The organism is Halomonas halodenitrificans DSM 735, from assembly GCF_000620045.1.
Classification (GTDB): Bacteria; Pseudomonadota; Gammaproteobacteria; order Pseudomonadales; family Halomonadaceae; genus Halomonas; species Halomonas halodenitrificans.
Genome location: NZ_JHVH01000008.1, coordinates 46746 through 73101, shown reverse-complemented (window position 1 = coordinate 73101; position 26356 = coordinate 46746). Strand labels below are relative to the sequence as shown.

The following is a 26356-nucleotide window of genomic DNA, read 5'->3' as shown; positions in this document are numbered from 1 at the left end:
CGTAACCGGCATCGACGACCCGCCGGCGCCTAGCCCCGGTCGTGCAGGGTTTCCGGGTCGAGGCGTTCGACGGGGTAGGGCAGCTTCAACACCTTGAGGGTCTGGCCGGCCACGCTGAGCGGACCGATGTCCTCCTTGGTGCTCAGCACCACCAGCACCTCGGCCTGGTCATAGGCATCTAGCTCCGTGGCGAGCACTTCGCCTACGGCCTTGTCACGGTGGTCGAGTACCGCGCTGCCGATCTCCGGCAAGGCGTCGCCCTCGAGCTGGCCGCGCATCAGGCGACGCTTTACCTGTCCCCGAAAATGCGCGCGGGCCACGACCTCCTGCCCGGTGTAGCAGCCCTTCTTGAAGCTGATGCCGCCCAGCGCCTCCCAGTTGATCATCTGGGGCAGGAGCGCATCGCGATGGTGTGAGGTCAGCCAGGCCAGGCCGGCCTGGATGTCATGCAGGGACCAGACGGCATTGCCCACCGGCGTGGCCTGCTCCGTCAGGCGTGGCCAGAGCTCGGTGGCTTGCTCGGTGGGCAGGATGGCCAGCAGTCGCGGGCGAGGCCCCGGGTGGGCAAGCAGCTGTGTATCGGCATCGCCGGCCTGGTGCCAGGCCGACGGGGGCGGCGTATCCAGCCGCACCTCGGCGAGGGCGCCGGCTTCCTGGCCGATCAGGCCGATCAGCGCCAGGTCATCCCGGGTCTTGAGCTCGACCCGGTAGAAGACGGCAAACTTGCCCAGATGTGCGGCCAGGGGCTCGACCAGGTCGCGGTGGAGCACCAGGCGATAGTGCTCCTCGGCGATGCGCATCAACTGGGCGTTGGCCAGTATGCGCCCCTTGGGGCTGCAGAACACGGTCAGCGGGGCGAAGTCTCCCTTGACGAGCGTCAGTTGGGCGCTCGCCTGGCCCTGGAGGAATTTCTCGGCGTCGGCGCCCAGCACATCGAGCACACCGAACTGAACGAGGGGGGTCACGGCCGTGCCGTCCAGCGTTCGACGGGCGTCATCCTGGCCGTCGAAGGTGATACGGTCGTCGGCGAGCGCGCGTGCGCCCAGCCCGGTAATCCAGTCGTGCATGAGAGCCTCGTCGTATCGGGAAAAGTGTTGGTATACCCGATACATGTGGGCGCCGGTGCGACATTGCAACCGCTGCTGTCCGGGGCCGGGGCGTGCTAGACTCGCCGCTTGATCCATGCCAGCCAGGAGTCACGTCATGGCACATCAATCGCTGAACTTCGAGGGCGTAGTCGACGCCGACCAGGTCAACCGCATCACCACGGCGTTGATGATGCTCGACGGTGTCGACAGCGCCGAGGTGGGGCGTCACGGTGCCGAGGTGGAAGGGCGTGTTCGACGCGAGGCGCTGATCAAGGCGGTAAAGGCCCTGGGGCTTCCCATCGACGTCAAGTGAGCGGAGCGGTGTTGCCATCTGCGACGGCCCTGAAGTGAATGGAGAGTAACTTGCATGAAGAAGACCATTGAGATCGAGAGCGTACGCAACCATATCTTTCGTCAACGAGTGGAACTCGATGACTTCGAAGATCTGTTTGTCGACGTGCCGGAGGCCTATGGCGGCGAGGAGACGGCCCCCGACCCTCACGACTACTTCGATCTGTCGCTGGGTGCCTGCAAGGCGATTACCTCGATGATGTATGCCCGCCGCAAGGAGTGGCCCCTCGAGGGAATCAGCGTGAAGGTACACCGTGATGACAGCGAGGAGCGCCAGGGTACCTATCGCCTCGAGGTGGTGATGAACTTCCACGGTATTTCCGACCCGGAACAGATCGCGCGCCTCGAGGACATCAGCCACAAGTGCCCGATCCACCGTTTGATGACCAGCGCCACGGTGGAGGTAAGCACGCGGGCCGTGACGCCGGCCTGATCCGGGGTCGAGTGTTCGGCAACGCCCGCCGGGGCCGTTGCACGACCTGGAGTAACTACGCGGAGTCACCATGAGCAAGCCCTTTCGCCTCGCCTCGAAGTTTCGGCCCGCCGGTGATCAGCCAGCGGCCATCGATGGACTGATAAACGGCCTGGACTCCGGGCTTGCCCATCAGACCCTGCTCGGTGTCACGGGCTCCGGCAAGACCTTCACCATGGCCAATGTGGTCGAACGCCTCCAGCGTCCGACCATCGTCATGGCCCCCAACAAGACCCTGGCGGCCCAGCTCTATGGCGAGTTCAAGGCGTTCTTCCCGGATAACGCCGTGGAGTACTTCGTCTCCTACTACGATTACTACCAGCCCGAGGCCTATGTGCCGTCCTCGGACACCTTCATCGAGAAGGACGCCTCGATCAATGACCATATCGAGCAGATGCGCCTGTCGGCTACCAAGGCACTCCTCGAGCGTCGGGATGCCCTGATCGTGGTCTCGGTATCGGCCATCTATGGCCTGGGCGATCCCGACCAGTACCTCAAGATGCGCCTGCACTTCACGCGTGGCGAGCTGATCGACCAGCGCAAGCTCCTGAGGCGACTCGCCGAGCTGCAGTACACGCGCAACGACATGGACTTCAAGCGTGGCACCTATCGGGTGCGCGGCGACGTGATCGATATCTTCCCGGCAGATGCCGAGGACGAGGCGGTGAGGGTCGAGCTGTTCGATGACGAGATCGACACCATCCGGCTGTTTGACCCTCTGACCGGGGAGGTGCGCGCCGAGGTGCCGCGCATGACCATCTACCCCAAGTCGCATTATGTGACGCCCCGAGAAACGATTCTGGGCGCCATCGACCGGATCAAGGCGGAGCTCGTCGAGCGCCTCGACTGGCTAAGGAAGCACGAGCGGCTGGTGGAGGCCCAGCGCCTGGAGCAGCGCACCCTCTACGATATCGAGATGATGCTGGAACTTGGCTACTGCAACGGTATCGAGAACTACTCCCGCTACCTGTCGGGGCGCAACCCCGGCGATGCGCCGCCTACCTTCTTCGATTACCTGCCGGATGACTCGCTGCTGTTTATCGATGAAAGCCACGTCAGCGTCCCCCAGGTGGGGGGCATGTACAAGGGGGACCGCTCCCGCAAGGAGACCCTGGTGGAGTACGGTTTCCGCCTGCCCTCGGCGCTCGATAACCGGCCGATGAAGTTCGAGGAGTGGGAGGCGATCTGCCCCCAGACCATCTTCGTGTCGGCAACGCCGGGGCCCTACGAGGCCGAGCATGCCGGCAGCGTGGTGGAACAGGTGGTGCGCCCCACGGGGCTGCTCGATCCGGAGCTGGAGGTGCGCCCGGCCACCACCCAGGTGGACGACCTGCTGTCCGAGATTCATCGCCGCGCCGGTGTCGGCGAGCGGGTACTGGTGACCACGCTGACCAAGCGCATGGCGGAAGACCTGACCGAGTACCTGGATGAGCACGGGGTGCGCGTGCGTTATCTGCACTCGGATATCGATACGGTGGAGAGGGTGGAGATCATTCGCGACCTGCGCCTGGGCAAGTTCGATGTCCTGGTGGGTATCAACCTGCTGCGCGAGGGGCTCGATATCCCGGAGGTCTCGCTGGTGGCGATCCTGGATGCCGACAAGGAGGGCTTCCTTCGCAACGAGCGCTCGCTCATCCAGACCATCGGCCGGGCGGCGCGTAATGCCAACGGCCGTGCCATCCTCTATGCCGACCGGGTCACCGATTCCATGCGCCGTGCCATGGAGGAGACCGAGCGTCGTCGCGCCAAGCAGCAAGCCTTCAACGAAGAGCACGGGATCACGCCGACCACGGTGACCCGCTCGGTGGCGGATATTCTCGAAGCGGCCCAGACGCCGGGGAAGAAGGGCAAGGGCCGCCGCGGCGAGCGCAAGGTCGCCGAGCCGGATGGCGTCTACGATCCCGCCGATCTGTCGCCTCAGGAGCTGATGCGCGAGCTTACCCGAATCGAGGATGCCATGTTCGAGGCCGCCCAGAATCTCGAGTTCGAGGAGGCCGCACGCTTGCGAGACAAGCTGAACCAGCTCAAGGAACGCCAGCTGGCGCTGGGGTAGCGCGCCTTGGCCTTGCAAGACCGGGATCAGGGTCCTTGGGGCCCTTGGTTTCGGCTACCGGCGGGTAAATGTTGACTCGCATAACGATATTTATACCGTTATCTAGCATCGCACCCATCACATCGGCCAACTTTAGCGGCATCGATGTCGACAGGCCGGGGGGTAGGGTATAATGCCCCTGCGAGAGCCCGCTCTCCGGCAGACAAATGCCACCTGAAGGCGGGCGTGCCGACCAGTTAAGGAGCTCCTTGCCCATGACCGTGATTCGTCAGGACGACCTGATCCAGAGCGTTGCCGATGCCCTGCAGTACATCTCCTATTACCACCCCAAGGATTTCATCGATGCCATGGCCCAGGCCCATGAGCGCGAGGAGAACCCGGCCGCCAAGGATGCCATTGCCCAGATCCTGATCAACTCACGGATGTGCGCCCTGGGTCATCGCCCCATCTGCCAGGATACCGGCATCGTTACCGTCTTCGTCCATGTGGGCATGAATGTCCGCTGGGAGGCCGACATGAGCCTCGACGACATGGTCAATGAGGGGGTGCGTCGCGCCTATCAGCTTCCCGACAATGTGCTGCGGGCCTCGGTGCTGGCCGACCCGGACGGCGCCCGCAGGAACACCGGTGACAATACGCCGGCGATCATTCATCACAAGATCGTCCCCGGCGACACCGTCGAGGTGCATGTCGCCGCCAAGGGGGGCGGTAGCGAAGCGAAGTCCAAGTTCGCCATGCTCAACCCGTCCGACAACGTGGTCGATTGGGTCATGGAGCAGCTGCCCAGGATGGGGGCAGGGTGGTGCCCCCCGGGAATGCTGGGTATCGGCATCGGGGGGACCGCCGAGAAGGCGATGGAAATCGCCAAGGAGGCGCTCCTCGACCCCATCGACATCCAGGAGCTGCAGGCGCGCGGCGCTTCCAGCCGTGCCGAGGAACTGCGCCTGGAGCTGTTCGACCGCGTCAACCAGAGCGGCATCGGCGCCCAGGGCCTGGGTGGCCTGACCACGGTGCTCGATATCAAGGTCAGGGACTATCCTACTCATGCGGCCAACAAGCCGGTGGCGATCATTCCCAACTGCGCCGCCACACGCCACGCCCACTTTACCCTGGATGGCAAGGGCCCGGCGGCGCTGCCGGCACCCCGGCTGGAGGACTGGCCGGAGGTCACGCGCGAGGCGGGCGATAACGTCAAGCGGGTCGATCTCGACAACGTGACGCCACAGGAAGTGCAGACCTGGCAGCCCGGCGATACCCTGCTGCTTAACGGCAAGTTGCTCACCGGCCGCGATGCCGCCCACAAGCGCATGGTCGACATGATCGCCAAGGGCGAGCCGTTACCCGTGGATATGCAAGGACGCTTTATCTATTACGTGGGGCCCGTGGACCCGGTAGGCGATGAGGTCGTGGGCCCGGCCGGCCCGACCACCGCCACACGAATGGACAAGTTCACGCGCACCATGCTCGAGGAAACGGGCCTGCTGGGAATGGTCGGCAAGGCCGAGCGTGGCGAAGCGGCCATCGAGGCGATCCGCGACAACAAGGCCATCTACCTGATGGCCGTTGGCGGCTCCGCCTACCTGGTGGCTCAGGCCATCAAGAAGGCTCGCGTGGTGGGCTTCGAGGACCTGGGCATGGAGGCCATCTACGAGTTCGAGGTAGAGGACATGCCGGTGACCGTGGCGGTCGACAGCCAGGGTACCTCGGTACACCAGACGGGTCCCGCCAAGTGGAAGGAGATCATCGCCGAGCGTGCGTGACGTCGGGTGATGATGCCAGAGGCCCCGCCACCTGGCGGGGCCTCTGTGGTTTGGGTATGCTCCCCACGATACATGGGGTATCACGAGGGTGCCTTTCATGCGCCGAAGAGTCGGTGCCGAGGTGCCCCGGCGATGCCGGTGATCATTACCTTGCAGGGAGAGCTCATGACGTCCTGGCTGATCGGGCTTGCGATCTTTACGATGTACGTGCTGGGAGTTCTCTCGGCGGTACTGGCGCTCTTGTCCAGCCGCACCTCCCAGGGTGCCGTCGCCTGGATTCTCTCGCTGCTCACCTTTCCCTATCTCGCCGTGCCGGCCTACTGGATCTTCGGCCAGCCACGCTTCTATGGTTATGTCACCGCTCGAGGACAGCGCGACAGCATATTACGCCGAGTGCTGGCCCGCTATCGCTCGCATATCGACCCCTACCTCACGGATGTCCACGATCCCGATGTGCGCGCCGTGGAGCAGCTGGCCCAGATGCCGCTGACCAGTGGCAACCGCGCCGAGCTGCTGGTCGATGGCCAGGCGACCTTCGAGAGCCTCTTCGACGGTATCGACAGGGCCGAAGAGTATGTCCTGGTGCAATTCTTTATCGTGCGCGACGATGCGCTGGGTGCCAAGCTGAAGCGACACCTCAAGGGGGCCACCGAGCGGGGGGTCAGGGTCTACTTTCTGTATGACGAGATAGGCAGTCATAAGCTCAACGACGATTTCCTGCGGGGCCTGGTGGAGGAGGGCATCGAGGTGAGTGCCTTTCGCTCCTCGCGTGGTTTCAAGCATCGTTTCCAGATCAATTTCCGCAACCATCGCAAGATCCTGGTGGTGGATGGCAAGGAAGGGTGGCTCGGTGGCTTCAATGTCGGCGTCGAGTACCTGGGCCAGCATCCACGTCATGGCCCCTGGCGTGATACTCACCTCAAGCTTGTGGGTCCCAGCGCCCTGGGGCTGCAGGAAGCCTTCTGGGAAGACTGGCACTGGGCGACCGGCGAGCTGATCAATCTCTCCTGGAAGCCCACCCAGACCTGCGAGGAGTGTCATAATGTGGTGATCGTGCCCTCGGGGCCGGCTGACAATCAGGACACCGCCGGCCTGCTTGTTCAGCATGCGATACATAGTGCCCGGGAAAGATTCTGGGTCACCAGTCCCTACTTCGTGCCCGATCAGGGGGTGCAGGATGCCCTGCGCCTGGCGGCCATGCGGGGGGTCGACGTAAGGATCATGATCCCCGAGCGTCCCGACCATCTGCTGGTCTTTCTCTCCGCCTTCTCCTTTCTTCCCGATATGCTCCGCGCCGGGGTCAAGGTCTACCGCTATCAGCCCGGCTTCCTGCATCAGAAGGTGATGCTGATCGATGACGCCTCGGCCTGTGTGGGCACCGTCAATCTCGATAATCGGTCATTCCGGTTGAACTTCGAGATCACGGCCTTCCTGCCGGATCGTCAGTTCGCCGCCCAGGTCCACAGCATGCTCGAAAAGGATTTCAGAGACTGTCGCCGGATCGAGGTCGAGGAGATCACCTCGCGTCCGCTATGGCGCAAGCTGATATCCCGAGCCGCCTACCTGATGGCTCCAATTCAGTGATATATTAATTAGTTGCGGTGGTCGGCGAGTCCGGCCGTTATTCACACTCCGAACCGGGAGTCGCGGTGAACCTCGAGACCAAGTGGCTAGAGGACTTCGTTGCTCTAGCCAATACGCGCAGCTTTTCCGCTTCGGCGCGCCAGCGTCATGTGACCCAGCCCGCCTTCAGTCGTCGCATTCGCTCGTTGGAGCAGGCGGTCGGTGCCACTCTGGTGGATCGTTCCACCACACCGGTGGGGCTGACGCCGGAAGGGCAGCTCTTTCTGGTCACCGCCCGTAACCTGGTCGAGCAACTCAACGAGAGTCTCGGGCATCTGCGGGGGCTTGCCATGGCCAACGAGGCGCTGGATATCGTCGCGGCTCATTCCCTGGCGCTAAGCTTCTTTCCGCCCTGGATCTCGCGCCTTCAGCAGGGCATCGGTGAACTCCCCACTCGACTGCTGGCAATGAACGTGGGCGAGGCGATCCACGTGCTGCGGGAGGGCAACTGTGATCTGATGCTGGCCTATCATGATCCCCATGCCACCATGCAGCTCGACTCCGAGGTCTTCCCGTCATTTTCCATCGGCCAGGTCAAGATGGCCCCTGTATGCCTCCCGGACGAGGATGGTGAACCACGCTTCTCCCTGGAGGGGGAAGAGTCGATTCCCTACCTCGCCTATACCCAAGCCGCTTTCCTGGGTCGCAGCGTGCGCATGTTACTCAAGAACGATCCGCTGCGCCTGCGGCTACGTACCGTGTACGAAACGGCCATGGCCGAGGGCCTCAAGGGCATGGTGATGCAGGGCATGGGCCTGGCCTGGATCCCCGACTTCTGCATCCGCCAGGAATTGAAGCAGGGGCGTCTGGTTCGCGCCGGTGACGAGAAGTGGGATATACCGCTGGAGATCCGGCTATATCGCTGTTCCCTGGTTCACAAGCCCGGCGTCGAAAAGCTCTGGAAGCAGATGCAGAAGCTACCCCGCGACTTCCTGCAGGGTTGATCCCGCCGCTGGGCGCGACGCTCGGGTTCGGTGCTCGAGTGCGCCGTTCCGGTCGCGGTTCCTGTCACGGCCCTGCTCGCGGCTGGTCGTGATGTCAGGAGCTGCCGAAATCGGCGGGCAGGCCCAGGAAATCCTGGATGATAAAGAAGTGGTCCTCGAACAGACTCTCCGGATCGAGATCGGCGAGTGCCACCCAGCGGGCATGATCGCCGCCCTGGACCGGCTTCAGCCGGGGTAGCTGCTGTTCGGGTCGCAACGCGAAGTAGAAGGCCTCTGCCAGGGTCCGCCCCCGCCAGCTCCGATGGGGTTCGTCGAACAGCCGCTGTCCCCGCAGTGACCCCTTCAGCACCGGTTCCGGCACCTTGAGACGCACGCGTTCACGAAGTTCTCGCAGGCAGGCATCCAGCAGCCGTTCATGGGGATTGATAAAGCCGCCGGGCAGCGCATAGAGCCCCTTGCCGGGAGCCGCGGTGCGGCGCACCAGCAGCACGTGGCCGGATTGCACCACCACCGCGTTGACGGTGACGAAGATGGGCGGGTAGGGCGCCTGGGCCCAGGCACTGCGATATTGATCCAGCAGCACCTGTTCCTCGATCAACTGGCGATAATCATACCCGGCGCAGAAGTCACACAGGGTATCGACGACACCGGGAGGCAGGTCATGGGATGCACCGGTGCTGAGATAGTCGCCGGCCGACGGGGAGGAATGAAACAGTCTCTCGCGGATCTGGCTGGCGGAGATGCCTTCCACCAGGGGAACACTGACCGATTCCCACTGGGGAAACAGCGTAAGGTAATAGCTGGACTGGCCCCGGTTCGCCCCGATCAAGCCAATACGCGGCAGGCGTGCCTCCAGTGGGCTGGCAATATCACGCACCTTGCGCTGTACGTCACGCACCCAGACATCATTGTTGTAGAGGGCATCGAGCAGCGGCACGATGGCCAGGCGTTCATTATCGTCGGCATCGAAGGCGCTGCGCAGCATGGCGCGACGCTCCTCGAAGCGCCACGGATTGCGCAGCGATCGCGCCTGCCATGCCGACCCCACCATGACGATCACCTGTCGGGCACGCTTCAGGGCCTCGTGGATCACGGCAAGGTGGCCCAGGTGGGGTGGCTGAAAGCGTCCGATGAAGACCAGGCAGTCGAAATCGGGGCTCTCCGAATTGGCGTCCGTGAAAGGAGTCATGATGGGCCCAGATGATGATGACGGCCCCATTATGTTTTTCTCCTCAGTGGCTTGCAATGTCCAGCGGGTGACAGCAAGACGCCCCGGGCAGGCTTCGGGTATCCTGTGCCTAAATCACAGGGATGCGGGGAATGCGATGTTCGATCCGAGAAAGCTGACGCCCAGCCGGCTCAAGGCCGGGATCATGTTCTGGTGGCGCGTGATGCAGGGTGCGATTCAGCTATGGCTGGAGCGCAATGCCTTCAGCTACGCGGGATCCCTGGCTTTCTACACGCTGTTCTCACTGGCGCCCACCGTTATCATCGCGGTCACCGTGATCGGCCTGGTCCTCGGCGAAGAAGCCGCCCAGGGTCAGATCGTCGCGCAGCTGCAGGGCACCATGGGCCCGGAGGCCGCCACCGCCATCGAACAGGCCGTAGCCCATTCACGCATCCAGGAGTCGGGGCTGCTTCCCACGCTGCTGGGGTTCGGCGCCTTGGCCGTGGGTGCTACCACGGTGTTCGCCCAGATGCAGTTCTCCCTGAATACCATCTGGGGAGTGACGGCTCGCCCCAGCGCCAACAGCGCCCTGGTGTTTATCAAGAACCGCCTGCTGTCGCTGACCGTGGTGCTTTCGATCGGCTTCATCCTGCTGGTCTCCCTGGTGCTGGGCGTCATGCTGCGTGCCGCCCTGCAAGCCGCCGACACCTTGTTGCCCTATATGGGCCTGCTGACGACGGGAGCGGAATTTCTCGTCTCCCTGGTCCTGATTGCCGCGCTCTTCGCGACCATCTTCAAGATTCTTCCGGATGTGGTGCTTGACTGGCGGGACGTGGTGGTGGGGGCCGTGGTCACGGCGCTGCTGTTTGCGATCGGTCGCTCGATGATTGCACTCTATCTGTCGCATACGGCCACCGCGTCCACCTATGGTGCGGCGGGGTCGGTGGTGATGATCCTGCTGTGGGTCTACTACTCATCGCTGATTCTGTTGTTTGGCGCCGCCTTTACTCGCTGCCACCTCCTGGCGCGAGGCAAGCGCCTGGTGCCGCGCAACTCTGCCGTGGTGGTCAAGCGCGAGCTGATGGAGACACCAGCCCCGGAGGGCGACGCCTCCTGACGTCGCCCTCCGGGGCTGAGGGCCGGTGTTCTGGACGCCGGCCCTCAGCCGCGTCCGAAACGCTCCCGGGCCATGATGTCGGCTATCTGAGCCGGGCTGGAGTCTTCGCGGGCGGCCCGGGCGAAGAGCTCGTCGAGCGTCGTACCGATGCCTTCGATCCGCCGCATCGCCGCATCATGGTCGTGACCATCGAGTCGCTGTCCGGCGATATCCATGACCCCGCCGGCATTGGCTACATAATCCGGCGTATACAGGATGCCGCGAGCCATCAGCCGGTCGGCGATTTCGGGGGTGGCCAGCTGATTGTTGGCGGCTCCGCAAATGACCCTGGCCTTGAGTCGTTCGACTATGTCTTCGTCCAGCACGGCCCCCATGGCGCAGGGAGCGAAGAGATCAACGTCGGCATCGAAGATGGCCTCCGGGGCTACCGCCTCTGCGCCCAGCTCTTCGGCGAGCAGGGCAAGGGCCTGACGGTTGACGTCGGTCAGCACGAGCTGCGCTCCCGCCGCGTGCAGGTGGCGAGCCAGATGGGCACCCACTTGACCAACGCCCTGAACCGCCACGCGAAGCCCCTCGAGCTCGGAGCGGCCCAGGCCGTGGCGCACGGCACTCTTCAGTGCACAGAACACGCCCCAGGCCGTATAGGGGGAGGGGTCTCCGGAGTCCTCTCCGGACTGAGCCAGTCCGCTGACGTGGCTCGTTTCTTCGGCGATTATCTGCATGTCGGCCTCACCCGAGCCCGAATCCTCGGCGGTGATATAGCGCCCCCCCAGGGATTCCACCAGTCGCCCCATGGCCTGCAACATCGCCGGAGTCTTTTCGGTATGCGGGTCGGCAATTATCACCGCCTTTCCACCACCCAGTGACAAGCCGGCCATGGCGGACTTGTAACTCATGCCACGCGAGAGACGAAGCACGTCGGTCAGGGCATCGGCCTCGCTGGCATAGGGGTAGATGCGCAGGCCGCCCAGGGCGGGTCCACGTGTGGTGTCATGGATGGCGATGATGGCACGCAGGCCGCTGGCGGCGTCGCTGCCGAATACGACCTGCTGATGACGGTCGAACTCCGGGTGTTCGAAGACAGACATGATGTGTCTCTCCCTTGTGAGGATTATCGTTGTTGATGGCCCGGGTAGGGCACGGCTTCGCCCATGCTGGCTTGTGGCCGCCGGCGAAGCTGCCCTCAAGACTAATGCAAGCCACCGCGAGAAGAAAGCGGCGGGCAGGCTGGCAGAGACAGGTGCATGATTGGTAGAAAGGCCATATCCTCGCTCCATATCCCCTCGCGAGTCAGTGCGGGGGTCACGCATTCAGATGAGGTACCTGCCATGGAAATGACCTGTGTGAAGGCCCTGGTGACCGGCAAGGTCCAGGGCGTCTGGTATCGTCGTGCCGCCCAGGAACAGGCACTGAAGCAAGGCCTGACGGGGCATGCGTTCAACCTGCCCGACGGCCGTGTGGAGGTGCTGGCGTGTGGCCAGAAGGAAGCCGTCAGGGTATTCAGTGAGTGGCTATGGAAAGGCCCGGAAAATGCAAGAGTCACCCATGTGGGACTCGAGGTCATCGAGACGCATGCTCCGGACGACTTCCGTACCGGTTAGGGAGAAGACCTCGGCGTCACGCCAGGACGTCGGCGATCCAATCGCTGATGGCCTGGCCATCGGCCTCGAGGCAGACGTCGACCAGCGGCGTCGTTGACCAGCGCTCCTCGATAAAGCCGCGACCCTCGGGAGCGAAGAGTGTCTGCCCCTCCGCCGCGCCGTCGGTGACCACCGACAGGTGGCCCCGTGCCGTGGTGAACAGCTCAGGCTGCAGCAACCAGGCCAGGGCGCAGCTGTCGTGGGGGCAGCAGCCATCGATACCCAGGAACTCGTGGTAGAAGTCCCGATAGAAGGCATAGCTGCCGGCCAGCAACCGACCCAGCTCACCCTGACCGGCCTCGATTCTCGCCATGTGCGATGGCCTCAGCACACAGCGATGGGTGGCGTCCAGACCCACCAGGGTCAGCGGCCAGCCGGCGGTGAGTACCCGTGCCGCGGCGTCGGGGTCGTTGAACATGTTGGCTTCGGCCACGGGAGTCACGTTCCCGCCTTCGTGAATCGAGCCGCCCATTATCACCACGCCCTTCACCTTGTCGATGATGGTCGGGTCGAGCTGTAGCGCCGCGGCCAGATTGCCCAGGGGCCCAACGGCCACCAGGGTCACCTCGGCGGGGCGTTCGTTCACGGTGTCGACGATAAACTGCGCCGCACTCCTGGATTCCGCCTGGCGGTTGACCGCCGGCAGGGGGATATCGCCCAGGCCGTTGGCGCCGTGGATATGCGCGGGCGGTGCATGGCGCCTCTTCACCAGAGGCGCCGCGGCGCCCTGGGCAACGGGTATCTCGCGCCCCGCCAGCTGGGCGAGCAGCAGGGCGTTATGGGTGGCGACCTCGACATCCACATTCCCGTAGGTGGTGGTCATGCCCAATAGCTCAAGCTTCGGATGGCGCAAGGCGATGGCGATGGCCTGGGCGTCGTCCACGCCCGGATCGGTATCGAAAATGATCGGGTGAGTCATCGAGTTCTCCTTGTGGCCCCCCAGCCCTCGACCTCGTCGAGGAAGGGGATGCTGTCGGCGGCACCGGCTCGTTGAACGCCCAGTGCCGCGGCGGTGGCGGCGCGCCGCAGGCACTCCTCGACAGGCAGGTTGGCCTGCAGTGCCGCGAGATAGTAGCCGACAAAGGTGTCGCCGGCACCGGTCGTGTCCACCGCCACGACCGGCAGGGCCGGCTGGTGGCGGCGCAGGCCTGCCTGCTGATGCCAGGCACCTTCGCCCCCCAGGGTCAGGACTACCTCGGCCCCGGGCAGTTGCGCCGCCAGGGCATCGAGCAGCGCCTCGGCGCTGCTTTCCACGGCGAGCCCGCAGAGCAGGGCCGCCTCGGTGCGGTTGACGAAGAGCAAGGAGCATTGCTGAAGGGGGAGCCTGGCGACGCTGCTGTCCATGGGGGCCGGATTGAAGGCCACCTTCAGTCCATGCGCCACGGCCAGGGGTATCAGTTCCTCCAGGCCGTTGCGCTCGTTCTGCAGCAGCAGCCAGTCACCCGGGCGTGAGGCGGCAAGGAGGTCGGCCAGCTCCTGCCTGGACGTCTCATGATTGGCCCCGGGGAACAGGATAATGGCATTCTCGCCGGCGTCATCTACCTGGATGATGGCGTGCCCGCTGGGCCCATCGACCAGCATGATCGTGGAAACGTCGACGCCGTCCCGGGCCAGGGCATCGCGTGCCCAGGCGTCCTGTCGCCCCAGTCGCCCCCAGTGACTCAGGCGCCCCCCGGCCCGGGCCATGGCCAGCGACTGGTTGGCCCCCTTGCCCCCGAGGCCGACTCGATAGTCAAGGCTGGCAAGCGTCTCGCCCGGATGTACCAGGTGAGGCACCCGATAGACATGGTCCAGATTGATCGAGCCGAAGTTATGGCAATGAAACTCATGACACTGGGAATGGCCACCTGCACCACCGGAAACGACAGGATGTCGAGTAGCGTCATGCCCGGTCATGGTCAATGCCCCCTGAGCCAGTCTTGCAGGTTATTGACCGTCAGCGATACGACATTCTGACGCGCCTCGGGGGTAATCCAGGCGTTGTGAGGCGTCACGATCAGGTTGAGCGGCTCGTGCAGGGCGTCGAGCAGCGGATGGCCATCTCGAGGCGGCTCCTCGGGGAGGACATCGACGGCAAGTCCACCCAGGCGCCCGGCACGCAGGGCGTCCAGGGCCGCGACCTCGTCGATGATGCTGCCACGGGCGCAGTTGATCAGCAGGGCATCCTGCCTGAGCCGGGCCAGCAGGTCGGCATCGACCAGGTGGTGGGTGGCCTCGCTGAGCGGGCAGTGCAGGCTGACGGCATCCACATCGGGGGCCAGCTCGAGCAGGCCGGGGCGGGCATCATGGGCCTCGTTGCCGGGGCGGGCGGTAAAGGTTACCCGCATGCCCAGGGCCTCGGCCAGCTGGGCCACGCGCCCCCCGAGTTCCCCCTGGCCGACGATGGCCAGGTGTTTGCCCTCGAGCTCCAGGGTGCGGTGGTCCATCAGGCAGAAGAAGGGGCTCTGGTTCCAGTGGCCCGCCGCCACGTCGTGCCGATAGAGGGGCAGCCGGTTCGCCAGGTTCAGCAGCAGCATCAGGGTATGCTGGGCGACACTCGCGGTGCCATAGCCGGTGACGTTCTTGACCGCGATACCCAGGCGATTGGCGGTGGCCATATCGATATTGTTGGTGCCCGTGGCCAGCACGCAGATCAGCTTCAGGGAGGGCAGGGCCTCCAGGGTCGCGGCGTCCAGCACCACCTTGTTGACGATGGCGATCTCGGCGTCGGCCAGCCTGGCCTGGGCCTCATGAGTGGTACTGCGCTCGTGCACCACCAGCGTCTCTACCTGCTCGTGAAGGGGAGCGAGATCGATATCGGGGCCGAGGCTTGCGGCATCGAGAAGGACGGCTTTCATTACAGGGTTCCTCGTTGTATGAGGGGCGCCTTGCCCGCACAGGTATGAGGCGCGCTATAATAGCGCGCTTTGGCAGGCTTGGAAGTCGCCACACTCGGCCCCATATCCATCGGGGTCGGGTCGGGCCCGACCGCGTCCTGAATTGGGTAGTGACGATTTGGAGTGAGCAAACCATGCCCATCTACGAGTACGAGTGCAAGGCCTGCGGCCATCGCCTGGAGAAGCTCCAGAAGCTGAGCGCCGAGCCGTTGACCGATTGTCCCGCCTGCACGGCCTCGGCGCTTTCGCGCCTGGTCTCCGCCGCCGGCTTCCGGCTGGCCGGTGATGGCTGGTACGAGACCGACTTCAAGTCCGGCGGCAAGAAGAATCTTGCCGGGGACGGCGGCAGCGACAAGACAAGCAGCAAGGACGGTGCGGCGGCCTGAGGTCGGCCCCTCATCGATTCGACCCTATTTTCGAACGTTATTCGACTTACACCACGCAACAGAACAGGACACGACATGCGCAGCCATTATTGCGGCCAGCTCAACGAGACCCTGGTGGACCAGACGGTCACCCTGTGCGGCTGGGTACACCGCCGCCGTGACCACGGGGGCGTGATCTTCCTCGACATGCGCGATCGCGATGGCATCGCCCAGGTCGTGGTCGACCCCGATACCGCCGAGGCCTTCGCCAACGCCGACCGCGCCCGCAGCGAGTTTGTGCTGCGCATTCAGGGTCGTGTGCGGCTGCGCCCCGAGGGGACCCAGAACCCCAACATGCCGACCGGCATGATCGAGGTGCTGGCCAAGCAGGTGGAAGTGCTCAACACCGCCGCCACGCCGCCGTTCCAGCTCGACGATCACGGCAAGGTAGGCGAAGAGGTCCGCCTCAAGCATCGCTATATCGACCTGCGCCGCCCGGAGATGATCGACAAGCTGCGCCTGCGCTCACGCATCTCTCACAGCGTGCGTGCCTACCTCGAGGGGCAAGGCTTCCTCGACATCGAGACGCCGATCCTGACCCGCGCTACCCCCGAGGGCGCCCGTGACTATCTGGTGCCGAGTCGTACCCATGCGGGCAGCTTCTTCGCGCTGCCCCAGTCGCCGCAGCTGTTCAAGCAGCTGCTGATGGTGGCCGGCTTCGATCGCTACTACCAGATCGCCAAGTGCTTCCGCGACGAGGACCTGCGCGCCGATCGTCAGCCGGAATTCACCCAGATCGACCTCGAGGCCTCCTTCGTGGAGGAAGAGGACATCATGGGCATCACCGAGTCGATGATCCGCCAGCTGTTCCAGGACGTGCTCGGCGCCAAGCTCCCCGAATTCCCGCGCATGACCTGGCATGAGGCCATGAATCGCTACGGCTCCGACAAGCCCGACCTGCGCATTCCGCTGGAGCTCACCGATGTCGACGACCTGATGACCCAGGTCGACTTCAAGGTCTTCTCCGGGCCGGCCAGCGCCGACGACGGTCGCGTCGCGGCCCTGCGCGTCCCGGGCGGTGCCAAGCTGTCCCGCAAGGAGATCGACGCCTACACCCAGTTTGTCGGCATCTACGGTGCCAAGGGGCTGGCATGGATCAAGGTCAATGAGCGTGCCAAGGGGCTGGAAGGCCTCCAGTCGCCCATCGTCAAGTTCATGGAGAACGTGGTAGAGCAGCTGCTCGACCGCGTGGGGGCCGAGGATGGCGACATCATCTTCTTCGGCGCCGACAAGGCACGCATCGTCAACGAGGCGATCGGTGCCCTGCGGGTCAAGCTGGGTGAGGATCTCGACCTCTATACCCAGGAATGGGCGCCGCTGTGGGTGGTGGAATTCCCGATGTTCGAGGCCGACGACGCGGGTCGCCTGAGCCCGCTGCATCACCCCTTTACCTCGCCGGCGTGCAGTCCCGAAGCGCTCAAGGCGAATCCCGCCGAGGCGCTGTCCCGGGCCTATGACATGGTGCTGAACGGCACCGAGCTGGGTGGCGGCTCCATTCGTATCCACGACCAGGCGATGCAGCGTAGCGTCTTCGAGATTCTCGGCATCGGCGAGGACGAGGCCCGCGAGAAGTTCGGCTTCCTGCTGGATGCGCTGCAATACGGGGCGCCGCCCCATGGTGGCCTGGCCTTCGGCCTCGACCGTTTGGTGATGCTGATGACCGGCGGGCGCACCATCCGCGAGGTCATCGCCTTCCCCAAGACCCAGAGCGCGGCCTGCCTGATGACCGACGCCCCGGGCGAGGTCGGCGGCGACCAGCTCAAGGAGCTCAATATCCGTCTGCGCCAGAAGGCGAGGACAGAGACCGCCGAGGAGTAAGCCTCGGCCGCCTCACCAGCCCCTTTCACCGGCGCCTCAGGGCGCCGGTGTTGTGTCCTGTTTTCTCTCGGGCGCTGATGTTATGACTTTTTCCCCGGGGCTAACCCGGCGGCAGGCCGACGAGGAGGCGCTGTGAACCCTTCCCTGGGCGCTACCGACGCCATCCTTGGCGTAGGACCTCCTCTTTGGCCTACCGTCGGCGCCCCTCGCCACGGAAGACCCCGTGACTGTCTGCGTTTCTGGATACACCGGAGGTAATATGGCCGGCCATAGCAAATGGTCCAACATCAAGCACCGCAAGGCGGCTCAGGACGCCAAGCGGGGCAAGATCTTCAACAAGCTGATCCGCGAGCTTACCGTGGCCGCGCGCCAGGGTGGCCCGGACACCGCCGACAACCCGCGCCTGCGCACGGCCGTCGACAAGGCGCTGGGCCACAACATGCCCAAGGATACCGTGCAGCGCGCCGTCGACCGGGGTGCCGGCAATGCCGATGACGATGCCATGGAGGAGTGCATCTACGAGGGCTATGGGCCGGAAGGGGTGGCGTTGATGGTCGAATGCCTCACCGATAACCGCAATCGAACTGTCTCCGAGGTGCGACACGCCTTCAACAAGAGCGGTGGCAACCTGGGTACCAGCGGGTCCGTGGCCTTCATGTTCCACCAGCAGGGGCGCCTGGCGCTTCCCGCGGGCATCTCCGAGGAAGCGGTGATAGAGGCCACCCTGGAGGCCGAACCCGAGGATATCGTGACCCTGGATGACGACACCCTGGAGGTGGTCACCCGCCCCGATGCCTACCATGAGGTGAAGGAGGCACTGATCGCGGCAGGGCTCACCCCTGAGCGCAGTGAGCTGGGACTCTTCCCGGAGACCACCACACCGATCCAGGACGAGGACCTGGCCCGCAAGGTGGTGCGCCTGATCGACATGCTCGAGGACCTGGACGACGTCCAGAACGTCACCACCAATGCGGAGTTCGACGATGCCATTCTCGATGCCATCGAATAGGGGAGTGGCATGCTGATTCTGGGCATCGACCCCGGCTCGCGGATCACCGGCTATGGCGTGCTGGACGTGACCGCCGCCAAGCCGCGCTATGTGGCCAGTGGCTGTATCCGCATCCGCGCCGACGACCTGGCCCAGAAGCTCGCTCAGGTCTATGCCGGCGTCAGCGAGCTGATCGGCGTGCATCGCCCCGGGGAGTTCGCCATCGAGCAGGTGGTGATGTCGAAGAACGCCGATTCGGCGCTCAAGCTGGGCCAGGCCCGCGGCACCGCCATCGTCTGCGCCGCCAACCATGGGCTGCCGGTCAGCGAATACGGCCCGCGCCAGATCAAGCAGGCGGTGACCGGCTCGGGACGCGCCGACAAGCTCCAGGTGCAGCATATGGTCACCGCCATCCTGGGGCTATCCGCGACACCCCAGGCCGATGCCGCCGATGCGCTGGGCATCGCCCTGACCCATGCCTATGCGCGACGCGGCCTGGTGACGAGCGGCAGTTTCGGCGGCCATCGCGGCCGGCGCAAGGGCGATTCCTGGCGAGACTATCGACCCTGACGGTGTCGCTTTTCGGGGACAGTGATGGCGTTCTCGAACACTGTTCCCCCGGACTGGTCAGCCCCGGGGCCGACCAGTATAGTGGCGACACCAGCCATAGTGGCGGCACCAGCCATAGTGGCGGCACCAGCCATAGTGGCGGCGCTCGTCATAAGTGGCGGCACTCGTCATAAGTGGCGGCGCTCGTCATAAGTGGCGGCACTCGTCATAAGTGGCGGCATCGATGGTGCCTGCCGTTAACCCTGATGCAAGGATACGACTTTCCATGATCGGACGCCTGCGAGGCACGCTTCTCGACAAACAGCCCCCCTGGCTGGTGGTGGACGTGGCCGGTGTCGGCTATGAGCTGGAGGCCTCGATGACCACGCTGGTGGCCCTGCCGGCCGCCGGCGAATCGGTGACGCTCTATACCCATCTCACCGTGCGTGACGATGCCCATCTGCTGTATGGCTTTGTGCGTGACCAGGAGCGGACCCTCTTCCGTGCGCTGATCAAGGTCAATGGCGTGGGCCCCAAGCTCGCCCTGGCCATCCTGTCGGGCATGGATGAGAACGCCTTTCGGCGCTGCGTGCTCGATGACGACGTCAAGTCACTGACGCGCCTGCCCGGTGTCGGCAAGAAGACCGCCGAACGCCTGATCATCGAGATGCGCGACCGCTTCCCGCACTGGGAGGCCCCCGAGCCTGGCGTTGCGGGACCGGAGGGTACGGCCCCTTCCGGGGAACCACGCCAGGACCCGCTGGCCGATGCCGAAGCGGCACTGGTCAGCCTCGGCTACAAGCCGGCCGAGGCGGCCCGGATGCTCGCCGGCCTCGAGGGCGAAGACAGCACCGAGGCCATGATCAAGGCGGCGCTCAGCCGCCGGATGGCGGGGTAGCGCCATGCTGGAGAGTGACCGTTTGATCGCCGCCGATGTCCGCGAGGGCGAGGAGCCCGTCGACCGCGCTATCCGCCCCAAGCGACTCGCCGACTATATCGGCCAGCCCCGGGTCCGCGAGCAGCTCGAGATCTTTATCGGGGCCGCACGCGGGCGCAACGAAAGCCTCGATCACACCCTGGTGTTTGGCCCGCCCGGGCTCGGCAAGACGACGCTGGCCAATATCATCGCCGAGGAAATGGGCGTCGGGTTGAAGTCGACCTCGGGGCCGGTGCTGGAGCGCGCCGGCGACCTGGCCGCCATGCTGACCAACCTCGAGCCGGGCGATGTGCTGTTTATCGACGAGATCCATCGTCTCTCGGCCGTGGTGGAGGAGATTCTCTATCCCGCCATGGAGGACTTCCAGCTCGACATCGTGATCGGCGAGGGGCCGGCGGCACGCTCCATCAAGCTGGACCTGCCGCCTTTCACCCTGGTGGGCGCCACCACGCGTGCGGGACTGCTCACCTCGCCGCTGCGCGACCGTTTCGGCATCGTGCAGCGCCTGGAGTTCTATGCCATCGAGGAACTCACCGAGATCGTCGCCCGCTCGGCCCGCCTGATGGGCGTCGAGGCCGCATCCGAAGGCGCCCTGGAGGTGGCACGGCGCTCGCGGGGCACCCCGCGCATCGCCAACCGCCTGCTGCGCCGGGTGCGCGATTATGCCGAGGTGCGTGGCAGCGGCGATATTGACGCCGCCATCGCCGACCGGGCCCTGGATATGCTCCACGTGGATCAGCATGGTCTCGACCACATGGATCGCCGACTGCTGCTGGCCATGATGGAGAAGTTCGACGGCGGACCGGTAGGCGTCGACTCCCTGGCCGCCGCCATCGGCGAAGAGCGCGATACCATCGAGGACGTGATCGAGCCCTATCTGATTCAACAAGGCTTGATGATGCGCACCGCCCGCGGGCGCGTGGTGACCCGTCAGGCGTGGCAGCATTTTGGCCTGCCCCCTTCGCCGGCGGCGGGAGAGGCGCGCCCATGAGCGAATTCAGCTTCCCGGTGCGGGTCTACATCGAGGATACCGATGCCGGCGGCATCGTCTATTACGTCAACTATCTCAAATATATGGAGCGTGCCCGCAGTGAATGGCTCCGGGCACGGGGCATCACCCAGCATGAGCTCTTCGAGACCGGGGTCCAGCTGGTCGTCCACCGGCTCGAGTGTCGTTATATCAGGCCCGCCAGGCTGGATGATTCCCTGGCGGTCAGCGCCGAGGTGCTGACGGCGGGGCGTGCCCGGCTGCAATTCGCCCAGGTCGTGACCCGCGATGGGGAACCTCTGTGCGAGGCGAGAGTCGACATCGCCTGTATCGATGCCAAGCGCCACAAGCCCATGCCCTGGCCCCCGGTACTCGCCGAGCCATTGGCTCCCTTTTTCGCCTAACCGCAAGCCTGACGAGGATTTCCGTGAACGACGCCATGTCCATTCCCCACTTGATCATGAATGCCAGTACCGTGGTGCAGCTTGTCATGCTGTTGCTGACGGTGGGCTCACTCCTTTCATGGATCGTGATCTTTCAACGTACCTTCCTGATGCGCCGCGCCCGCAAGATCCATCGCGGGTTCGAGGACCGCTTCTGGTCCGGGGTCGATCTCAATGAGTTGTACCGCGAGGTCCCCCCGGAGCAGGAAACCGAAGGGGGAGAGCACATCTTTCGCGCCGGCTTTCGTGAGTTCAACCGTCTGATGCCCAAGACACGCAGCCCCCAGGCGATTCTCGACGGGGTACAGCGCAGCATGCGAGTGGCCTGGTCCCGGGAAGAGGAGCGCCTCAATCGCCACCTGGTCTTCCTGGCGACCGTGGCCTCGGCCAGCCCCTATATCGGCCTGTTTGGCACCGTGTGGGGCATCATGGGGTCCTTCCAGTCACTCTCCATGGCCCAGCAGGCGACGCTGTCTACCGTTGCCCCCTGGATTGCCGAGGCCCTGATTGCCACGGCCATGGGGCTCTTTGCCGCCATCCCGGCGGTGATCTTCTATAACCGCCTCACGGCCGAGTCGGGCCGCATGCTGGGCAAGTACGAGGACTTCGCCGAGGAGTTTCACTCCATCCTGCACCGTAATCTGCAGGGGCGGTCCGACGCCGCCGGCGCCTGAGGGAGTCACGTCATGCATGGACCCTTTCATCGCGGCGGAGCCCGCAAGCCCATGGGCGAGATCAACGTGGTCCCCTTTATCGACGTCATGCTGGTGTTGCTGGTGATCTTCATGATCACCGCACCCATGCTGACCCAGGGGGTGAACGTCGACCTTCCCCAGGTGACCTCCGAGCCCATCGATCCCCCCGAGGATAGCGACCCGATCATCGTCTCGGTGGACCGCGACGGCCAGCACTACCTCTCCATCGGCGGAGAGGAGACCGCCATGCCCCTCGAAGAGGTCGCGGACCGCGTGATCATTCTTCTGGAGCGCAAGCCCGGCACGCCGGTGATGGTGCGCGGGGACCGCAACGTCTCCTATGGCCGGGTGGTGACCCTGATGGGCACCTTGCAGACCGCGGGTGTCGGCAGCGTCGGCCTGATCTCCGAGCCCCCCAGCGGGGAGGAGTGACACCGCCATGGCCAGACGACACGCTCGGGTAGGCTATGGCCTGTCGACACTGCTGGCGGTAGGCCTGCATGGCCTGGTGCTGCTGGTCAGCGTGATCAGCCTGCCGGCCAGCGACCATGAGCCCAAGCCCTCATCCATCGTTCAGGCGACCCTGGTGAGTACCGAGACGGTTACCGACCAGGCCCAGCGCGCCGAGGCGGCGAAGCAGCGCGCGCTGGCCAGGCAGGCAGAAGAACAGCGCCAGGCCGAGGAGCAGGCACGCCAGGAGGCGGAAGCGGCAGCGGCAGCGGCCCAGGAAGCGCAGCGCCAGACCGAACAAGCGGAACAAGCGGAACAAGCGGAACAAGAGGCGCAGCGTCAAGCCGAAGAAGCGGCGCGTGAAGCGGCTCGCCAGGCCGAAGCCGAGGCCGAACGACGCGCCGCCGACGCCGAGGAACAGGCCCAGCGTCTCGAGCAACAGCGCCAGGCCGAGGAAGAAGCCGCCCGCCAACGCGAGAAGGAGGCCGAAGAGCAGGCCCGCCGCGAGCGAGAAGCCGAAGAGCAGGCCCGCCGCGAACGGGAGGCTGAGGAACAGGCCCGCCGCGAACGGGAAGCCGAAGCCCAGCGCCAACGCGAGAAGGAGGCCGAGGAGCAGGCCCGCCGCGAGCGAGAAGCCGAGGCTCAGCGCCAGCGCGAGAAGGAGGCCGAGGAACAGGCCCGCCGCGAGCGAGAAGCCGAAGAGCAGGCCCACCGCGAACGGGAGGCCGAGGAACAGGCCCGCCGCGAGCGAGAAGCCGCGGAGCAGCGCCAGCGCGAGAAGGAAGCCGAGGAACAGGCCCGCCGCGAGCGGGAGGCCGAGGCTCAGCGCCAGCGCGAGAAGGAGGCCGAGGAACAACGCCGCGCGCGTGAGCAGGCCGAAGCCGAGATGCAGCGGTTGATCGAAGGCGCGAATGAGCCTGCCACCAATGCCCAGCAGGGTCAGCAAGCCGCCAACGACTTTACGGCCCTGGTGCGGCAGGCAATAGAGCAGGCCTGGCGGATTCCGCCCAATGTCGCCTCCGGCGCCAGGGTCGAGATCTCGGTGCGGCTCGGGCCTTCCGGAGAGCTGTTTGTCGCCGAGGTCGCGACCTCCAGCGGTGACGGTGCATTCGACCGCTCGGCCGTTCAGGCCGTCGAAGCCGCGGCGCCATTCGCCGAGCTACGACAGTTGCCAGCTCACCTGCAGAGAGAATATCGTCGCATTAGTTTTGTCTTTTCACCTGAGGGCGTACGTTGATGAAATCACTGATGACCGCCTGGTTGACCGCCACCCTGCTGCTGGTGAGTCAGCTCGCCCAGGCCAACCTGACCATCGAGATCACGCGTGGCAACGAGAGCGCCACGCCTATCGCCGTGGTGCCCTTCGCGGGTAACGAAGCCCTGCCGGATGACGTGGCCAGGGTCGTGCATGACGACCTGGAACGCAGCGGCTACTTCGATCCATTGCCGCGGCGCCAGATGATGGACCAGCCGAGCAGCGCCGATGAGGTGCGTTACGCCAACTGGAAGGCCCTGGATGTTCGCTACCTGGTCGTGGGCAGTGCCTCCCGGGAGGGCAACGGCTATCGACTGCGCTTCGAGCTCATGGATGTGAGTGGCGAGAAGCGCATGCTGGGCGAGGTGGTGACCGCCAGCGGAGACGATTTGCGCGGCGCCGGCCACCACATCAGCGACCAGATATTCGAGGCCATTACCGGGATCCGCGGCGCCTTTTCCACTCGAATCGCCTATGTCACCTCCCAGGGCGTTGGCAATAACATGCAGTTCGCCCTCCATGTCGCCGACGCCGATGGCCATAACAGCCGCGAGGTCCTTGGCTCACCGGAACCGATTCTGTCGCCCGCCTGGTCACCGGATGGACGCAAGCTGGCTTACGTCTCGTTCGAGACCGAGCGCCCGGCGATCTATGTCCAGGAGCTGGGCTCCGGCAAGCGGGCGCGTATCAGCTCCTTCGAGGGCATCAACGGGGCCCCCGCCTGGTCACCGGACGGTCGCCGCCTGGCGATGTCGCTCTCCAAGGACGGCCAGCCGGAGATCTATGTGATGGATCTCGGCTCGCGCAACCTGCAGCGCATCACCAATGATGCGGCCATCGATACCGAGCCCTCGTGGGGGCCGGATGGCCGTAGCCTGGTGTTCACCTCCGACCGCAGCGGGGGCCCGCAGCTCTACCGGCACGACCTGGCCAGTGGCGAGCAGAAGCGCCTGACATTTACCGGCGGCTACAACGCCCGCGGCCGCTTCTCGCCAGACGGCGAGGCGCTGTTCCTGATTCATGGCTCGAACAAGGGCTTCCAGGTGGCTCGTCAGGATCTGGACAGCGGCCGACTGGTAACGTTGAGTCAATCGGGTGCCGATGAATCGCCCAGTGTTGCCCCCAACGGGACCATGGTAATCTTCGCCACCCAGCAGGGTAACAGCGGGGTGTTGGGGGCGGTCACCGCCGACGGACGTGCGTCCTTCCGGCTGCCCTCCGCTCAGGGTGATGTGCGCGAGCCCGCGTGGTCACCTTTCATGAACTGATTCTTCAGGAGTATGACAAGATGCAATTCAAGCCCTATGCCCGCTCCCTGGCGGTCGCCCTGTCGCTGGCCGTGCTGGCCGGTTGTTCCAGTACCGGGGGGAGCCAGGAAGGCTCCATGGACGGCACCCGCAGTGGAAATGGAAGTGGTGTCAGCAGCAGCGGCGTGAGTGACGGCCGGACCAGCGGCTCCGGCTACGGTGGCACGGCGAGCGGCACATCGAGCACGTCCGGACAGCAGGCCGATGGACGCATCCCGCAGCAGCGCACCATCTACTTCGCGTTCGACAGCGATCGTATCCGCAGCGAGTTCGAACCGGTGCTGGCCGCCAATGCCCGTTATCTGCGCGAGAATGGCAATGTCCGGGTTGTCCTTCAGGGGCACACCGACGAGCGCGGTACCCGCGAGTACAACATGGCCCTGAGCGAGCGGCGTGCCCGTTCCGTGGAGCAGTTCCTTTCCGTGCAGGGCATTTCCCCCTCCCAGGTGGAAGTGGTCGGCTACGGGGAAGAGCGTCCCGCGGCCCGTGGCCAGAATGATCAGGCCTACGCCCAGAACCGTCGCGTCGTGTTCGACTATTGAGGCGAGACCCCGCGTTGAGGAAGAGACACATGAAACACGGTCTTAAGCGACTGTGCGGTGCGGGAGCCCTGGTGCTCCCGCTTTCCGTAGGGCTTCCCGCACTGGCCCAACAGCCGGTGGTCGAGGATCTGACCACCCAGTCCAATACCTTCTATCAGCAGACCGAGACCCGCGAAGCGGCCGGTGGCAGCCTGGTGATCTTCAATCGCGTCCAGGAGCACCAGGAGGAACTCCGCCGCCTGAGGGGGCAGGTGGAAGAGCTGCGCCATCAGCTCGACCAGCTGCGGCGTCAGACCCGCCAGCAGTACATGGACCTCGAGGACCGACTCGCCTCGGTAGCGGCCGGCGCCACCGGCCTCCCGACCGATAGCGAGGCGGCGTCGGATGACGCGGGAGATATCGCCAGCAGCGACGAAGAGACTGCGCCCCCGGAGACCGCCGACACCGGCAAGCCGTCATCGAGCGCCGGTGATCGTGACGCCCAGGCGGCCTACCAGAAGGCCTTCTCCAGCGTTCAGGACCGCGAGTTCGAGACGGCCATCGCCTCCTTTGAAGACTTCGTGGCCGACTATCCGCAGAGCCACCTGACGCCCAACGCGCATTACTGGCTGGGTGAGCTGCATGCCGCCGAGGGTCGCCCTGGGCCCGCCGAGACGGCCTTCACCACCGTTCTCGAGGCGTACCCCGAGAGCAACAAGGTCCCGGATGCCCTGTACAAGCTGGGCCTGCTCAAGGCCCGCCAGGGCCACCCCGATGAGAGCCGAGTGCTTCTCGAGCGGGTCCGTGAGTCATATCCCGAGAGCTCCGCGGCGAGTCTCGCCGGGGACTTCCTGCGCCAGTCCGGCAACTGATCATCGAGGAGAGAGT

Annotated in this window: 27 protein-coding genes; 21 read left to right on the top strand and 6 right to left on the bottom strand. The window is 64.9% G+C overall.

Features of this window, described 5'->3' with window-relative positions:
• Positions 1-29: 29 nt before the first annotated feature.
• On the bottom strand, positions 30-1067 hold the full coding sequence (gene ygfZ, locus Q358_RS0105455; RefSeq protein WP_043487708.1) for a CAF17-like 4Fe-4S cluster assembly/insertion protein YgfZ: 1038 nt from the start codon (positions 1065-1067) through the stop codon (positions 30-32).
• A 136-nt stretch (positions 1068-1203) separates the two neighbouring features.
• Between ygfZ and Q358_RS0105450 the strand changes: the two genes are divergently transcribed.
• The 6 genes from Q358_RS0105450 to Q358_RS0105425 all read left to right on the top strand — a co-directional run bounded on the left by Q358_RS0105450 (position 1204) and on the right by Q358_RS0105425 (position 8291).
• Positions 1204-1401: a hypothetical protein gene (locus Q358_RS0105450; RefSeq protein WP_027961131.1), complete on the top strand. Its 198-nt coding sequence runs from the start codon at positions 1204-1206 to the stop codon at positions 1399-1401.
• 54 nt (positions 1402-1455) lie between these two features.
• Positions 1456-1872: an OsmC family protein gene (locus Q358_RS0105445; protein WP_027961130.1), complete on the top strand. Its 417-nt coding sequence runs from the start codon at positions 1456-1458 to the stop codon at positions 1870-1872.
• Between the two features lie 70 nt (positions 1873-1942).
• The gene (gene uvrB / locus Q358_RS0105440) at positions 1943-3964 is read left to right on the top strand and encodes an excinuclease ABC subunit UvrB (protein ID WP_027961129.1); all 2022 of its coding nucleotides are present in this window, start codon (positions 1943-1945) and stop codon (positions 3962-3964) included.
• A gap of 254 nt (positions 3965-4218) precedes the next feature.
• Positions 4219-5724, top strand: a complete 1506-nt coding sequence (locus Q358_RS0105435; protein ID WP_027961128.1) for a fumarate hydratase — start codon at positions 4219-4221, stop codon at positions 5722-5724.
• Positions 5725-5889: 165 nt separating this feature from the next.
• Complete coding sequence (cls, locus tag Q358_RS0105430; RefSeq protein WP_027961127.1) at positions 5890-7308, top strand: cardiolipin synthase; 1419 nt, start codon at positions 5890-5892, stop codon at positions 7306-7308.
• A 65-nt stretch (positions 7309-7373) separates the two neighbouring features.
• Positions 7374-8291 (top strand): LysR substrate-binding domain-containing protein, encoded by a 918-nt coding sequence (locus Q358_RS0105425; protein ID WP_027961126.1) that lies wholly within the window; start codon positions 7374-7376, stop codon positions 8289-8291.
• A gap of 94 nt (positions 8292-8385) precedes the next feature.
• Here Q358_RS0105425 and Q358_RS0105420 read toward each other — a convergent pair whose 3' ends face one another.
• On the bottom strand, positions 8386-9480 hold the full coding sequence (locus Q358_RS0105420) for a bifunctional nicotinamide-nucleotide adenylyltransferase/Nudix hydroxylase (protein ID WP_027961125.1): 1095 nt from the start codon (positions 9478-9480) through the stop codon (positions 8386-8388).
• A gap of 136 nt (positions 9481-9616) precedes the next feature.
• Here Q358_RS0105420 and Q358_RS16615 point away from each other — a divergent pair, with 136 nt between their 5' ends.
• Entirely contained in the window at positions 9617-10576 is a 960-nt protein-coding gene (locus tag Q358_RS16615; RefSeq protein ID WP_051530200.1) for a YihY/virulence factor BrkB family protein, read from the top strand.
• Between the two features lie 44 nt (positions 10577-10620).
• On the opposite strand, the gene Q358_RS0105410 is transcribed toward Q358_RS16615, so the two are convergent.
• The gene (locus tag Q358_RS0105410) at positions 10621-11664 is read right to left on the bottom strand and encodes a Glu/Leu/Phe/Val family dehydrogenase (RefSeq protein ID WP_027961124.1); all 1044 of its coding nucleotides are present in this window, start codon (positions 11662-11664) and stop codon (positions 10621-10623) included.
• A 240-nt stretch (positions 11665-11904) separates the two neighbouring features.
• Here Q358_RS0105410 and Q358_RS0105405 point away from each other — a divergent pair, with 240 nt between their 5' ends.
• Positions 11905-12177: an acylphosphatase gene (locus tag Q358_RS0105405; RefSeq protein WP_027961123.1), complete on the top strand. Its 273-nt coding sequence runs from the start codon at positions 11905-11907 to the stop codon at positions 12175-12177.
• A 16-nt stretch (positions 12178-12193) separates the two neighbouring features.
• On the opposite strand, the gene Q358_RS0105400 is transcribed toward Q358_RS0105405, so the two are convergent.
• The 3 genes from Q358_RS0105400 to Q358_RS0105390 are packed head-to-tail and all read right to left on the bottom strand — an operon-like array spanning position 12194 to position 15053.
• Positions 12194-13135 (bottom strand): nucleoside hydrolase, encoded by a 942-nt coding sequence (locus Q358_RS0105400; RefSeq protein WP_027961122.1) that lies wholly within the window; start codon positions 13133-13135, stop codon positions 12194-12196.
• Entirely contained in the window at positions 13132-14112 is a 981-nt protein-coding gene (locus Q358_RS16610; RefSeq protein ID WP_084286446.1) for a ribokinase, read from the bottom strand. The genes Q358_RS0105400 and Q358_RS16610 overlap by 4 nt, the downstream gene beginning before the upstream one ends.
• 2 nt (positions 14113-14114) lie before the next feature.
• The gene (locus Q358_RS0105390) at positions 14115-15053 is read right to left on the bottom strand and encodes a D-2-hydroxyacid dehydrogenase (RefSeq protein WP_027961121.1); all 939 of its coding nucleotides are present in this window, start codon (positions 15051-15053) and stop codon (positions 14115-14117) included.
• Positions 15054-15226: 173 nt separating this feature from the next.
• On the opposite strand from Q358_RS0105390, the gene Q358_RS0105385 reads away from it, so the two are divergent.
• The 13 genes from Q358_RS0105385 to ybgF all read left to right on the top strand — a co-directional run bounded on the left by Q358_RS0105385 (position 15227) and on the right by ybgF (position 26340).
• On the top strand, positions 15227-15478 hold the full coding sequence (locus Q358_RS0105385) for an FmdB family zinc ribbon protein (protein ID WP_027961120.1): 252 nt from the start codon (positions 15227-15229) through the stop codon (positions 15476-15478).
• 75 nt (positions 15479-15553) lie between these two features.
• Positions 15554-17335, top strand: coding sequence for an aspartate--tRNA ligase (gene aspS, locus Q358_RS0105380; RefSeq protein WP_027961119.1), 1782 nt, complete (start codon positions 15554-15556; stop codon positions 17333-17335).
• Positions 17336-17594: 259 nt separating this feature from the next.
• On the top strand, positions 17595-18344 hold the full coding sequence (locus Q358_RS18525) for a YebC/PmpR family DNA-binding transcriptional regulator (protein WP_027961118.1): 750 nt from the start codon (positions 17595-17597) through the stop codon (positions 18342-18344).
• Between the two features lie 9 nt (positions 18345-18353).
• Complete coding sequence (gene ruvC, locus Q358_RS18520; RefSeq protein ID WP_027961117.1) at positions 18354-18893, top strand: crossover junction endodeoxyribonuclease RuvC; 540 nt, start codon at positions 18354-18356, stop codon at positions 18891-18893.
• Positions 18894-19158: 265 nt separating this feature from the next.
• Positions 19159-19770, top strand: coding sequence for a Holliday junction branch migration protein RuvA (ruvA, locus tag Q358_RS0105365; RefSeq protein WP_027961116.1), 612 nt, complete (start codon positions 19159-19161; stop codon positions 19768-19770).
• 4 nt (positions 19771-19774) lie between these two features.
• Positions 19775-20800: a Holliday junction branch migration DNA helicase RuvB gene (gene ruvB, locus Q358_RS0105360; RefSeq protein WP_027961115.1), complete on the top strand. Its 1026-nt coding sequence runs from the start codon at positions 19775-19777 to the stop codon at positions 20798-20800.
• On the top strand, positions 20797-21201 hold the full coding sequence (ybgC, locus tag Q358_RS0105355) for a tol-pal system-associated acyl-CoA thioesterase (RefSeq protein ID WP_027961114.1): 405 nt from the start codon (positions 20797-20799) through the stop codon (positions 21199-21201). Before ruvB ends, ybgC begins: the two co-directional genes overlap by 4 nt.
• A gap of 23 nt (positions 21202-21224) precedes the next feature.
• Positions 21225-21914, top strand: a complete 690-nt coding sequence (gene tolQ / locus Q358_RS0105350; protein ID WP_027961113.1) for a protein TolQ — start codon at positions 21225-21227, stop codon at positions 21912-21914.
• Between the two features lie 12 nt (positions 21915-21926).
• Positions 21927-22367: a protein TolR gene (tolR, locus tag Q358_RS0105345; RefSeq protein WP_027961112.1), complete on the top strand. Its 441-nt coding sequence runs from the start codon at positions 21927-21929 to the stop codon at positions 22365-22367.
• 7 nt (positions 22368-22374) lie between these two features.
• A complete protein-coding gene (gene tolA / locus Q358_RS0105340) occupies positions 22375-23622 on the top strand; it encodes a cell envelope integrity protein TolA (RefSeq protein ID WP_027961111.1) in 1248 nt (415 codons plus the stop codon).
• On the top strand, positions 23622-24908 hold the full coding sequence (tolB, locus tag Q358_RS0105335) for a Tol-Pal system beta propeller repeat protein TolB (protein ID WP_027961110.1): 1287 nt from the start codon (positions 23622-23624) through the stop codon (positions 24906-24908). Before tolA ends, tolB begins: the two co-directional genes overlap by 1 nt.
• 20 nt (positions 24909-24928) lie before the next feature.
• Positions 24929-25489, top strand: a complete 561-nt coding sequence (gene pal / locus Q358_RS0105330; RefSeq protein ID WP_027961109.1) for a peptidoglycan-associated lipoprotein Pal — start codon at positions 24929-24931, stop codon at positions 25487-25489.
• Positions 25490-25518: 29 nt separating this feature from the next.
• Positions 25519-26340 carry a tol-pal system protein YbgF gene (gene ybgF / locus Q358_RS0105325; RefSeq protein ID WP_027961108.1) on the top strand — a complete coding sequence of 274 codons (822 nt, stop codon included), beginning with the start codon at positions 25519-25521 and terminating at the stop codon, positions 26338-26340.
• Positions 26341-26356 lie beyond the last annotated feature (16 nt).